Origin of the sequence: Mycobacterium sp. NPDC050551 (assembly GCF_040674075.1) — a bacterium.
Taxonomy (GTDB): Bacteria; Actinomycetota; Actinomycetes; order Mycobacteriales; family Mycobacteriaceae; genus Mycobacterium.
In genome coordinates, this window is sequence record NZ_JBFARC010000002.1 from 1 (window position 1) to 12,215 (window position 12,215).

General features: G+C 66.8%; 13 protein-coding genes. 1 reads left to right on the forward strand and 12 read right to left on the reverse strand.

All coding sequences use genetic code 11. The features are described 5' to 3' along the window. Positions 1-264: 264 nt before the first annotated feature. Positions 265-1,518, reverse strand: a complete 1,254-nt coding sequence (gene murA / locus AB0K11_RS06620) for a UDP-N-acetylglucosamine 1-carboxyvinyltransferase (protein ID WP_364973849.1) — start codon at positions 1,516-1,518, stop codon at positions 265-267. Between the two features lie 83 nt (positions 1,519-1,601). Between murA and AB0K11_RS06625 the strand changes: the two genes are divergently transcribed. Further along, positions 1,602-2,189, forward strand: coding sequence for a cob(I)yrinic acid a,c-diamide adenosyltransferase (locus tag AB0K11_RS06625; protein ID WP_364973851.1), 588 nt, complete (start codon positions 1,602-1,604; stop codon positions 2,187-2,189). A 4-nt stretch (positions 2,190-2,193) separates the two neighbouring features. On the opposite strand, the gene AB0K11_RS06630 is transcribed toward AB0K11_RS06625, so the two are convergent. From AB0K11_RS06630 to AB0K11_RS06680, 11 genes are all read right to left on the reverse strand, one after another. Further along, on the reverse strand, positions 2,194-2,637 hold the full coding sequence (locus AB0K11_RS06630) for a DUF2550 domain-containing protein (protein ID WP_264014166.1): 444 nt from the start codon (positions 2,635-2,637) through the stop codon (positions 2,194-2,196). A 9-nt stretch (positions 2,638-2,646) separates the two neighbouring features. Beyond that, the gene (locus AB0K11_RS06635; protein WP_264014165.1) at positions 2,647-3,018 is read right to left on the reverse strand and encodes a F0F1 ATP synthase subunit epsilon; all 372 of its coding nucleotides are present in this window, start codon (positions 3,016-3,018) and stop codon (positions 2,647-2,649) included. Between the two features lie 2 nt (positions 3,019-3,020). Next, positions 3,021-4,661 carry a F0F1 ATP synthase subunit beta gene (gene atpD, locus AB0K11_RS06640; RefSeq protein ID WP_364973855.1) on the reverse strand — a complete coding sequence of 547 codons (1,641 nt, stop codon included), beginning with the start codon at positions 4,659-4,661 and terminating at the stop codon, positions 3,021-3,023. Positions 4,662-4,709: 48 nt separating this feature from the next. Continuing rightward, a complete protein-coding gene (locus tag AB0K11_RS06645; protein WP_364973857.1) occupies positions 4,710-5,639 on the reverse strand; it encodes a F0F1 ATP synthase subunit gamma in 930 nt (309 codons plus the stop codon). A gap of 14 nt (positions 5,640-5,653) precedes the next feature. Continuing rightward, entirely contained in the window at positions 5,654-7,300 is a 1,647-nt protein-coding gene (atpA, locus tag AB0K11_RS06650; protein ID WP_364973860.1) for a F0F1 ATP synthase subunit alpha, read from the reverse strand. 46 nt (positions 7,301-7,346) lie between these two features. After that, entirely contained in the window at positions 7,347-8,687 is a 1,341-nt protein-coding gene (locus tag AB0K11_RS06655; protein ID WP_364973863.1) for a F0F1 ATP synthase subunit B/delta, read from the reverse strand. Between the two features lie 4 nt (positions 8,688-8,691). Further along, entirely contained in the window at positions 8,692-9,210 is a 519-nt protein-coding gene (locus tag AB0K11_RS06660; RefSeq protein ID WP_364973866.1) for a F0F1 ATP synthase subunit B, read from the reverse strand. A gap of 11 nt (positions 9,211-9,221) precedes the next feature. Continuing rightward, positions 9,222-9,467, reverse strand: coding sequence for a F0F1 ATP synthase subunit C (locus AB0K11_RS06665; protein WP_059158422.1), 246 nt, complete (start codon positions 9,465-9,467; stop codon positions 9,222-9,224). A gap of 93 nt (positions 9,468-9,560) precedes the next feature. After that, positions 9,561-10,316, reverse strand: a complete 756-nt coding sequence (gene atpB, locus AB0K11_RS06670) for a F0F1 ATP synthase subunit A (protein ID WP_364973869.1) — start codon at positions 10,314-10,316, stop codon at positions 9,561-9,563. Then, on the reverse strand, positions 10,313-10,759 hold the full coding sequence (locus AB0K11_RS06675; protein ID WP_364973872.1) for an ATP synthase subunit I: 447 nt from the start codon (positions 10,757-10,759) through the stop codon (positions 10,313-10,315). The genes atpB and AB0K11_RS06675 overlap by 4 nt, the downstream gene beginning before the upstream one ends. A gap of 236 nt (positions 10,760-10,995) precedes the next feature. Further along, positions 10,996-12,210: an MraY family glycosyltransferase gene (locus AB0K11_RS06680; RefSeq protein WP_364973875.1), complete on the reverse strand. Its 1,215-nt coding sequence runs from the start codon at positions 12,208-12,210 to the stop codon at positions 10,996-10,998. Positions 12,211-12,215: the final 5 nt, after the last annotated feature.

The window sequence follows — 12,215 nt, forward strand, 5'->3', positions numbered from 1 at the left end:
CTGCACCCCCAAACGGGAAAATGCGGACACAACCCCAAAAAACAACAAACAAAAACCACCAAACACACTATTGAGTTCTCAAACAACACACCCGCTCCGCGGGCAACCCTGCCACTGTACTGCATGTGGACAGAGAGGTCAAACCGCGTCCGCCGGGCCTTTCGGCCGGGGCCGTCGGTGTTTCACTAGCATACGCGCTGATGCCGTGAGCTCAAAATCGGCTGGCCACAAGGCAAATCGGCGGCGCGCCGACCGCCACAGCGGCTAGGAGACCCGTTCGATCTCCGCGCCGAGACTCACCAGGTTCTCGACGAACAGCGGATAGCCGCGGTCGATGTGGAACACGTCGTGAACCTCGGTGTCGCCGTCGGCGACCAGGCCGGCGAGCACCAGTCCGGCACCGGCCCGGATGTCGGACGACCAGACCGGCGCGCTGGAGAGCTGCGGTATCCCCCGCACCACCGCGTGGTGGCCGTCCGTGCGCGCATCGGCGCCGAGCCGGATCATCTCCTCGACGAACCGGAACCGGGCCTCGAACACGTTCTCCGTGATCATCGACGTCCCGTCGGCGATCGCCGCCAGCCCGATCGCCATCGGTTGCAGGTCGGTGGGAAAGCCCGGGAACGGCAGCGTCGCGACGTTCACCGCTCGGGGGCGCTCGTACTGAACGACCCGGAAGCCGTTGTCGTGCTGCGTCACGGTCGCACCGGCGTCGTGCAGCTTGTGCAGCACCAACTGCAGGTGCTGCGGGTCCACCCCTGTCACCGAGATGTCGCCGCGTGTCATCGCCGCAGCGATGCCCCAGGTGGCGGCGACGATGCGGTCACCGATCACGCGGTGCTCGGTGGGATAGAGCCGGTCGACACCGGTGATCGTCAGCGTCGAGGAACCGGCGCCGGAGACCTGCGCGCCCATCTGGTTGAGCATCGTGCAGAGGTCGACGACGTCGGGTTCGCGGGCCACGTTGTGAATCGTCGTCACGCCTTCGGCGAGCACCGCGGCCATCAGGATGTTCTCGGTGGCGCCCACCGACGGGAACTCGAGCTGGATCTCCGCCCCGTGCAGATGATCGGCCTCGGCCACGACGCAGCCGTGTTCGATGTTGCACCGCGCCCCGAGCTGTCGCAGCCCTGCCTGGTGCATGTCCAACGGCCGCGACCCGATCGCGTCGCCGCCGGGCAACGCGACCTTCGCCCGCTTACATCGGCCGACCAGAGGTCCGAGCACGCACACCGACGCCCGGAACTGCCGCACCGCGGCGAAGTCGGCGTCGTACTTCAATTCGTCGGGCGACGTGATCCGCACGGTGTCCCCGGTCAGTTCGACCGTGGCACCCAGGCCGCGCAGGACCTCCGCCATCAGCGGAACGTCGAGGATGTCGGGGCAGTTGGTGATCGTGCTCGTACCCTCGGCCAACAGCGACGCGGCCATCAGCTTGAGCACACTGTTCTTGGCGCCCCCGACGGCAACTTCGCCCGATAACCGGCTACCGCCGGTCACCACGAATCGCTCGCTCACGCCGGTCAGTGTAAACAGCGCACGGGGCTAATACAGAAATGCGAGCCGAGCTCCCCGGTGCCGCGTGCCGGTACGGTTTGTCCATGGCCGTGCACCTGACCCGCATCTACACCCGCACCGGCGACGACGGAACGACCGGTCTCAGTGATTTCAGCCGGGTCGCGAAGAACGACCCCCGGCTGGTGGCGTATGCCGACTGCGACGAGACGAACGCCGCGATCGGGACGGCGATCGCCCTGGGCAACCCGGATCCGCGTATCCGGGAGGTGTTGCTGCAGGTGCAGAACGATCTGTTCGATGCGGGCGCCGACCTCTCCACGCCCGTCGTCGACAATCCGGAACACCCGCCGCTGCGCGTCCCGCAGACCTACATCGATCGGCTCGAGACGTGGTGCGACGAGTTCAACGAGCCGCTTCCGGCGTTGAATTCCTTTGTCCTGCCCGGTGGTACGCCCCTCTCGGCGCTGCTGCACGTTGCCCGCACGGTCGCCAGGCGCGCGGAACGGTCGGCGTGGACGGCAGTCGACGTGCACGGCGATTCGGTCCACGTGCTGCCGGCCAAGTACCTCAACCGGCTGTCGGACCTGCTGTTCATCCTGTCGCGGGTGGCCAACCCCGGCGGCGACGTACTGTGGCAGCCCGGCGGCCCGGCAGGTACCAAGGCGACCTAGCGCGTCAGTAGTTGCGGCGCCTGGCCCGTGGGGACGGCCGGGACTCCAGCCAGGACAGGAACGCCGTCAGCGCGCCGCGGTCCAATGCCACCTCGTAGCCCTGCCGTTCGTCTCCGGTGTCCCGCAGTTCGAGCACCACGATCTCGTCGGTCATGATGTCGAATTCGTCGCCGCGCGGGGCCCGCCGCGACACGATCTCCACGCCACGGCGGCTCAACCGCCGATCCGGCCACCATCGCAGGCTCGACAGCCGGTAGAACTCGGCTTCCCCACCGCGGTACCGCATCACGCCGTGCCGCCAGCCGTGGCCGCCGACCGCAGGGACATCCCGCAGGATCGCGCCGGTACCGCCGACCTGCCTCAGCTTCCACAGCCGGTAACACAGGACGGCGACGACCGACGCCAGCACACCGGTGAGCGCAACCATGATCCACATGGACGCGCTCATGGCCGGAATCTAGTCGATCTGGCCCAAGGCGCGAAGCCTCGCGCGCCCTCTGGCCGCGGTCGCCTCGTCGTCGGAGTCCGCGTCGGTCTTCGCCTGCTCGGCGTTGATCTCGGATTCCAACTCAGCCGATTCCGCGAGGATGATCACGCCTTCATCGGTGACCGACATGAAGCCGCCGTCGACGGCGACCCGCAGGTCCTCTTCGCCCTCGCGTTCGACACGCACCATGGCGTCGTCGACGAGTTGCGCCACCAGCGGGATGTGCCGGGGCAGGATGCCGATCTCACCGGAGGTGGTGCGGGTGAAGACGAAAGTCGCCTTCCCCGACCAGATCTCCCGCTCGACGGCGACGATGTCAACGTCCAGTTCGGAGTCAGCCATCGCTAGTCGTCCTTGTCAGCGTCATCGCCCTTGCTGTCGCCGCCCTTCTTGGCGTCGTCCTTCTTGGCGTCGTCCTTCTTGCTCTCGCCGTTCGAATCGCCGCTGTCCGAGTCGCCGTCGGAGTCGCTGCCGTCCGAGTCGCCTTCCGAGTCGCTGCCGTCCGAGTCGCTCTGGACCGGCGCACCGTCGCTGGCGTTGTCGTCCATCTTCGCGCCGAGGCTCTCCGCCTTCTTCTGCAGATCCTCGAGGCCGCCGATGAGGAAGAACGCCTGCTCCGGCAGGTGGTCGAAGTCGCCCTTGGACAGCTTGTCGAACGCCTCGATGGTCTCCTTGAGCTCGACGGTCGAACCGGGCTGGCCGGTGAACTGCTCGGCAGCCATCATGTTCTGGCTCAGGAAGCGCTCGATACGACGGGCGCGCTGCACCAGCTGCTTGTCCTCCTCGGCGAGTTCGTCGATGCCGAGGATGGCGATGATGTCCTGGAGGTCCTTGTAGCGCTGCAGGATCCGGATGACCTCCTGGGCAACCCGGTAATGCTCGTCACCGACGACCGACGGGTCGAGGATGGTCGAGCTCGAGGCCAGCGGGTCCACCGCCGGGAAGATGCCCTTGGAGAACACCGAACGGCTCAACTCCGTTGTCGCGTCGAGGTGGGCGAACGTGGTCGCCGGCGCGGGGTCGGTGTAGTCGTCGGCGGGCACGTACACGGCCTGCATCGAGGTGATGGAGCGGCCACGCGTCGAGGTGATGCGCTCCTGGAGCTCACCCATCTCGTCGGCCAGGGTCGGCTGGTAGCCCACCGCGGACGGCATACGGCCGAGCAGCGTGGACACCTCGGAGCCGGCCTGGGTGAACCGGAAGATGTTGTCGATGAAGAGCAGCACGTCCTGCTGCTGCTCGTCGCGGAAGTACTCGGCCATGGTCAACGCCGACAGGGCGACGCGCATACGCGTGCCGGGCGGCTCGTCCATCTGACCGAACACCAGCGCGGTGTCCTTGAGGACGTTGGCATCGGCGAGCTCGACCCAGAGGTCGTTGCCCTCACGGGTGCGCTCACCCACGCCGGCGAACACCGAGGTGCCGCCGAAGTTGCGGGCGATGCGGTTGATCATCTCCTGGATCAGCACCGTCTTGCCGACGCCGGCACCGCCGAACAGGGCGATCTTGCCGCCACGCACGTACGGCGTCAGCAGGTCGACGACCTTGAGGCCGGTCTCCAGCATCTCGGTGCGGGGTTCCAGCTCGTCGAACGGCGGCGGCTTGCGGTGGATCGACCAGTGGTCGAAGTCCTCGCCGTAGCCGGGCTCGTCGAGGCAGTCACCGAGCGCGTTGAACACGTGGCCCTTCACGCCGTCACCGACCGGCACGGAGATGGACTTTCCGGTGTCGGTCACCTCCACGCCGCGGACCAGGCCGTCCGTGGGCTGCATCGAGATGGTGCGCACCAGGCTGTCGCCGAGGTGCTGAGCGACCTCGAGGGTCAGCGTCTTGGCGAGGTCGCCGTAGGTGATCTCGGCGTGCAACGCGTTGAACAGCTCGGGCACCGATCCGCGCGGGAACTCGACGTCGACGACGGGCCCGGTGATGCGTACCACGCGACCGGCGGTGTCGGTGCTGGTCTTCTTTTCAGCAGTAGCAGTCATGTCTCTTCTTCGCTTCCTAGCTTCTTCGCTGGGCTTCCGGGCCTTGGTTTACTTCTTGGCGGCGTCCGCGAGCGCATTGGCGCCACCGACGATTTCGCTGATTTCCTGAGTGATCTGGGACTGCCGTTCACGGTTGGCCATGAGCGTCAGTTCCTTGATCAGATCGTCGGCGTTGTCCGTCGCCGACTTCATCGCACGCCGGCGCGATGCCGACTCCGACGCCGCCGCCTCGAGCAGCGCGGCGAAGATCCGGGTGGACACGTACCGCGGCAGCAGAGCGTCGAACAGCGTCTCCGCGTCGGGCTCGAAGGAGAACAGCGTGTGCGGCTCGTTGTCCTCCTCCTCGCTGTACTCCACCACCAGCGGAGCGATCCGGCGGGCGATAGCCGACTGCGACAGCATCGACTTGAACTCGGTGAACACGATGTGCAGTTCGTCCAGACCGAGGACGCCGTCCGCACCCGCGTCGTCGCCTTCGTCGTCCTCACCCGCCATGAACGCGTCGACCAGGGTCGACCCGATCTCCTGCGCGTGAGAGTAGTCGGGCCGCTCGGAGAAGCCGTTCCACGACTCGGCGATGTCCCAGTTACGGAAGCTGTAGTAACCCAAGGCTTTACGGCCGACCGTGTAGAGGACGGGCTCCTTGCCCTCCTCGCGCAGCAGCGAGAACAGCTCCTCGGAACGCCGGAACACGTTGGCGTTGTAGGCCCCGGCCAGCCCTCGATCCGAGGACACCACCAGCACACCGGCCCGCCGCGGATTCTCGCGTGCGACGAGCAACGGATGGTCCAGCGCACTGGCGCTGGCGAGCTCGGTGAGCATGTTGGTGATCTCGCGGTCGTAGGGCCGAGCCGCCTGGACTCGGGCCTGCGCCTTGGCGATACGCGAGGTCGCGATCAGCTCCTGGGCCTTGGTGATCTTCTTGATCGAGCCCGCGGAGCGGATGCGGCCGCGCAGTTCGCGCAGTGTGGCAGCCATGGGTTATGAACGCCTTACTTCTTCTTCGGAGCGGGCTTGCGGACCTTGACCGATTCCTTCTCGAGGTCCTCGTCGGACATGGCGTCGACGTTCTCGTCGGCAACGACGGATTCGCCGGTGGAGCTCTCGAAGCCCTTCTTGAAGTCGTTGACGGCGTCAACGAGCTTCTTCTCGAGCTCATCGGACAGCTTCTTGCTGTCCCGGATCTCGTCGAAGATCTCCTGCTTCGAGGACTTCACGTGCTCGAGGAACTCCTGCTCGAAACGCATCACGTCCTCGATCGGCACCGAGTCGAGGTGTCCACGGGTGCCGAGGAAGATCGCCACCACCTGCTCCTCGACCGGCATCGGGCTGTTCTGCGGCTGCTTGAGCAGCTCCACCAGCCGGGCGCCGCGGTCCAGCTGCGCCTTGGAGGTCGCGTCCAGGTCTGAGGCGAAGGCGGCGAACGACTCGAGCTCGCGGTACTGAGACAGATCCAGGCGCAGCGAGCCTGCCACCTCCTTCATCGCCTTGATCTGCGCGGCGCCACCGACGCGGGACACCGAGACACCGACGTTGATGGCCGGCCGCACACCCTGGTTGAACAGGTCGGTCTCCAGGAAGCACTGGCCGTCGGTGATCGAGATGACGTTGGTGGGGATGTAGGCCGAGATGTCGTTGGCCTTGGTCTCGATCAGCGGCAACCCGGTCATCGAGCCGCCCCCCAGCTCGTCGGAAAGCTTCGCGCAACGCTCCAGCAGCCGCGAGTGCAGGTAGAACACGTCGCCGGGGAACGCCTCGCGGCCCGGCGGACGGCGCAGCAGCAGGGAGATGGCGCGGTAGGCCTCGGCATGCTTGGTCAGGTCGTCGAACACGATCAGCACGTGCTTGCCGTCGTACATCCAGTGCTGCGCGATGGCCGAACCGGCATACGGCGCGAGCCACTTGAAGCCGGCCGAGTCCGAGGCCGGCGCGGCGACGATGGTGGTGTACTCCATCGCACCGCCGTCTTCGAGCGTCTGCCGCACGCTCGCGATCGTGGTGCCCTTCTGGCCGACGGCGACGTAGACGCAGCGCACCTGCTGATCCGGATCGCCGGTCTCCCAGTTCTGTCGCTGGTTGAGGATGGTGTCGACGCAGACCGCGGTCTTGCCGGTCTTGCGGTCACCGATGATCAGCTGCCGCTGGCCACGGCCGATCGGCGTCTGCGAGTCGATCGCCTTGATGCCGGTCTGCAGCGGCTCGCCGACGCCTTGGCGCTGCACCACCGACGGGGCCTGCAGCTCGAGGGCGCGACGCTCGGTGGTCTCGATCTCGCCGCGGCCGTCGATCGGCTGGCCCAGCGGGTTCACGACGCGGCCCAGGAAGCCGTCACCGACGGGTACCGACAGCACCTCGCCGGTCCGCTTGACCTGCTGGCCCTCTTCGATCTTGTCGAAGTCGCCGAGGATCACCGCGCCGATGCTGTGCTCGTCGAGGTTGAGTGCCACGCCGAGGACACCGCCGGGGAACTCGAGCAGTTCCTGCGTCATCACCGAGGGCAGCCCCTCGACGTGCGCGATACCGTCACCGGCGTCGATCACGGTGCCGATCTCTTCGCGGTCGGTGTCGGTGGCGAAGTTGGCGACGTAGTCCTCGATCGCCCCCTGGATGTCAGCAGCCGAGATGGTCAACTCTGCCATGCGTTCGTCTTCCTGCCTCTTGTGTTCGTGGTCTGTGGTGTGGTTGTCAGCCCGGTAACCGGGTCTCGGCCGCGGCGAGACGCGACGACAGCGAGCCGTCGATGACCTCGTCGTTCACTGCGATGCGCAGTCCGCCCAGGATGTCGGGCTCGATCTGCATCTGGATCGACACCGGGTGACCGTAGATACGGCTGAGCACCTCGGTGAGCCGGGTGCGCTGGTTGTCGCTGAGCGCGGCGGCGGCGGTCACGTGGGCCACCACCTCACCCCGCCGGGCCACGGCGAGCTCGGCCAGCTCACGCACGACCTCGTCGGCGCGTTCACCGGTCAGCAGTTCGACGGCCTGGGCGAGCAGTGCCTTCGTGGTGTCGCTGGCTCCACCGGCCGAACTCCCGAGCACCGAGTCGAGCAGTGCGATCCTGCCCTCTGCGGGAGTGGTGTAGTCGCTGAGCAGTGCGCTGAGCTGGTACTCCTCGTCGATGATCCGGCTGAAACGGAACAGCTGATCCTCGACCTCTGCGGTCTCGTCGTTGCGCTCGGCGCGCACCAGCAGGGCGACCCTGGCGGCATGCCGCAGCGCGAAGACCAGATCGTCGGAATCGGACCACCGCTGCAGCGCCGCCGTCTTGACGACCTCGAGCGCGGTGTCGGACACCTTGCCCGAGAGCAGTGTCTCCGCCAGATTCGCCCTGCCCTCGGAATCGTCCGTCGACTCCGCCAGGTGTTTGGCCAGCACAGTCTCGGTGCGCAGCAGCTTCGTCACGGCGACCAGATCGTCGGCCAGCGTGGTGAGTCCGTCCGCGTCGGCGCCGTCGGTCAGTTCCTCGAGACGGGCCACCACCGCGTTGAGCGCTTCGCGGCTCGTCGCCCGCAGCCGGGCGCCGACGGCTTCGTCGACCGAAGCCTCCGACGGAGCCATCGCGTCGAGTTCGTCGAGGAACCGGTCGACGGTGGCCGACTGACGGCCCTCGTCGGACACGTGCTCGCGAACGATTTCGCTTGCGCGCGCGACTGATTCGGTGCCCAGATGCTGTCGCAGCTCGCGGATGAGCTGCTGGCGCAGGAGCTGGACCTGCTGCGCGCCCTGCACCTTGATCCGCTCGACTTCGCTGTCGGCCTGGGCCCGCATCTGCTCGGCGATCTTCTCGGCGTCGGCGCGGGCCTCCTCGACCACCCTGGCCGCGTCGGCCTTGGCCTCCTCGACCGCCTTGGCGTGCTGGGAGTCGGCCTGAGCAACCTTGTTGGAGGCCGTCGCGCTCTCCTCCAGCTGCCGGCGCACCGTCTCCTGCTGCGTGGTCATCATCCGGCGAACCGGAGGAACGACGTAACGCCACAGCAGCCAGAGGATGACCACGAAACCGATGAGCTGACCGATGAATGTCGACATGTGGTTACCGTCCCTGACTGGTCGCTGCGGACCCGCTGGTGACATCGACTCCGAGCACGCGGCTCGCCAGGGTCGCCGACAGCGTCTCGATCGACGACTGCAGTTCGGCCGAGGTCTGCCGACCCTGTTCGGACAGTTCGTCGTTCGCGCGTGCAAGCGTCTCCGCCGTCTCGGCGCTCGCCCGGCCGCGCATGTCCTCGAGGATCTTGCGGCCCTCGCCGCGGGCGTCGTCGCGGATCCCCGCGGCGTCGCGCCGGCCCTTGCCCATCACCCTGCGGGAATCGGCCTGCGCGGCCGCGAAGAGTTCGGCCGACTTCTTGTTGTCGTCGTTGGTCTTGGCGACCATCGCCTCGCGGTCGTTCAGCACCTTGCTGATCGGCGGCACCACGAACTTGGCGATGACGAACAGCACGATCAGGAAGATGAGCAGCACGAAGAAGAACGTGCCGTTCGGGATGAGGAAGTTGCCGCCGCCCCCGCCGCCTTCTTCGGCGGCGAGGATGGCGGTGCTCAGGTCGCCCATGCCGCGAATGGCTACTTGACCGGGGTGGCGAACACGAACAGGGCCATGAACGCCAGGTTGATGAAGTACGCGGCCTCGACCAGACCCACCGTGATGAAGAACGGCGTGAAGAGTCGACCCTGCGCCTCCGGCTGACGGGCGATTCCGGCGATCAGCGCGTTACCGGCGATACCGTCACCGATACCCGCGCCGATGGCGCCGCCGGCCATGATCAGTCCACCGCCGATGAGTGCGCCGGCAGCGATTGTGGGATCCATTCCTTATCCTCCTTGATAACTGGTAGTGGCCTACCAGGACGTGGGTCGTGCTCGTGCTCGTGCGGTAAAGCGGTGGCGCGGTCGATCAGACGATCAGTGATGGTCCTCGTCGAGTTCCATGGACTGACTGAAGTACAGGATGGTCAGCAGCGCGAAGATGAAGGCCTGGATCGCGCCGACGAACAGGTCGAACATCTTCCAGATCGCGTTCGGCGCCCACATGATCCAGGGCGGGAACAGTGCGATCAGGGCGACCAGGATGCCGCCGGCGAAGATGTTGCCGAAGAGTCGCAGGGACAGCGAGATCGGCTTGGCCAGCTCCTCGACCAGGTTGATCGGCGCCAGGATCGCGACGTGGCCCTTCAGCAGTTTCTTCGGGTGGCCGAGCGGGCCACGGCGCCAGAAGCCGGCCGCGTGGTAGGCGATGAAGACGAAAAGCGCCAGCGCCAGCACGAAGTTGATGTCCGACGCCGCCGGTTTGAGCAACTCGTGGACGCCGGTCGCGTCGGAGTACTGCACCGGCAGGACGGACAACCAGTTGGCGACCAGGATGAAGGCGAACAGCGTCACGGCGAGCGGCAGCACGAACGGTGCGATCTTCATTCCGATCGCGGCCTCGATCTGGTTGCGCATCTGGACGGTCAGCGCCTCCCAGAACAGCTGTACGCCGTTGGGCACGCCGCTCGAGGTGACCTTGGCCCGCAGGAAGAAGGCCAGCCCCAGCACGATGGCTGCGGCGATCGCCGTGGAGAGGATCGTGTCGGTGTTGACGGTCAGCCCGAACCAGTGGGCCTCGGTGTGGTGGCCGACCTGAATGCCGCTCTCCGCGGCCAGGATGGTCTGCGTCATTGCTGTGGAGTCTCTCCTTCGAGTCCGTCAGCGGCTTGGGCTTTGAGCTTTTTCACGACCGGCAGTGCCGTCGAGGCCACCAGGATGACCTGGAACAGCGCCATGCCGAACACCACTCCGAGTCCCTGTGGCTTGAAGATGTAGGCGATGGTCAGCCCGATCACCGTCATGACCAGCAGGCGGGTGGCCGAGTTCAGCGCCATGTTGCGCTTGAGTGGGTGGTCCTTCGCGGTGATGGACTCCACCGACCGCTGGATCAGCACCGCGTTGATGAGACCGAGCGCGAGGCCGATGGCGAAGAAGGCACCCACCATGGGGTGATCGAGCAGTGCAGCGGCCCCGGTCGCGAGCGCGGCCAGCGCCACGCAGATGATGAGCAGGCGCACCGGCCGGAAAGCGACTGCGGGCAACACCAACGGCGCGTCCTGCGCTGGCGTCGTCACGACTTCACCTCAATCCCGCGAATCTGAGAAGTTGTCCCGATGTTCCTGTGCGTGCCTGCCGAGCGTATCGGAGGGCGAAAAGCTCGCTGGAATCACCCAAGGGGCAGCTCCCTTTGTCGGTCGTTCTTCCGCGTCGTCAGGCTGTGAAACCGACGACCCGGGGGCCGGCAACCCGCGAGGTCTTTCGGGTTCTGGAGGAAAGGTACCACATGGTAGGCGGCCCTAAACCGGACCTACTACTTTTTGTCGTACATGGCCGGATCGGCCGCTTCCACGGGGTCCTGCCCGCGTCGCAGGAGCGGGATCAGGGTGGCCACGATCGCGACCACGATGGCGGCGAGCATCACGCCGCCGGTGTATCGCGGATCGAAGAAGATGGTGCTCGCGGCGCCCAGCGCGATGATGCCCACCCACAGGTAGATCAGCAGCACCACCCGACGGTGCGAGTGGCCGATCTCCAGCAACCGGTGGTGCAGATGCATCTTGTCGGGGCTGAAGGGGCTGAGCCCCGCCCGGGTGCGACGGATGATCGCCAGCAGCATGTCGAGGGCGGGCACCAGCATCACCGCGACCACCAACAGGAACGGCGACAGCAGGGCGAACACGTCGCGCGCGCCGTAGGCGGTCTGCGAGATCGGGCCCGCCGCGGTGGTCGACGCCGCGGCCAGCATCAGGCCGATCAGCATCGACCCGGAGTCGCCCATGAAGATCTTGGCGCGGTGGAAGTTGTGTGGAAGGAACCCCAGACACGCACCGGCGAGCACCACCGAGATGACTGCCGGCGGGTAGAACAACACGTCGCCGCCGTGGTCGCGGAGCAGTCCGACGGAGAAGATGCAGATCGCCGACGCGGTGATCAGGCCCAGTCCGGCGGCCAGACCGTCCAGACCGTCGACGAAGTTCATCGCGTTGACGATCGCCACGGTCAGCGCGAGCGTGAGCAGGATCGACGACACCTGGTCGAGCACGATGGTGCCGACACCGCCGATCGGGATGTAGAGCACGCTCCACGCCACCCCCATCGTGACGAGCACGCTGGCGGCGGTGATCTGGCCGGCGAACTTGGTCAGCGCGTCCAGCCCCCAGCGGTCGTCGATCAGGCCGATCGCCATGATCAGCCCGCCGGCGACCACCACCGCAGGCATGCCGGTCGAGTAGACGAACCCCCGGGTCAGAGCGGGAAGTTGAGAGGCGAGCAGGACGGCTGCGGCGACACCGACGTACATCGCCAGGCCGCCCATCCGGGGGGTCGGCTGCACGTGCACGTCGCGCTGGCGGGGAACGGCCACCGCGCCGAGACGGGTGGCCAGCACCCGCACCCATCCGGTGGCGAAGTAAGTGATGATGGCGGCGGTCAGGCCGACGAGCGCGAGCTCGCGCAGCGGCACGCCCGCACCGCGGTCGGACAGCGCCAGCAGTTCCTGCGACGCATGATCGAGCACTGCTGTCATTACCG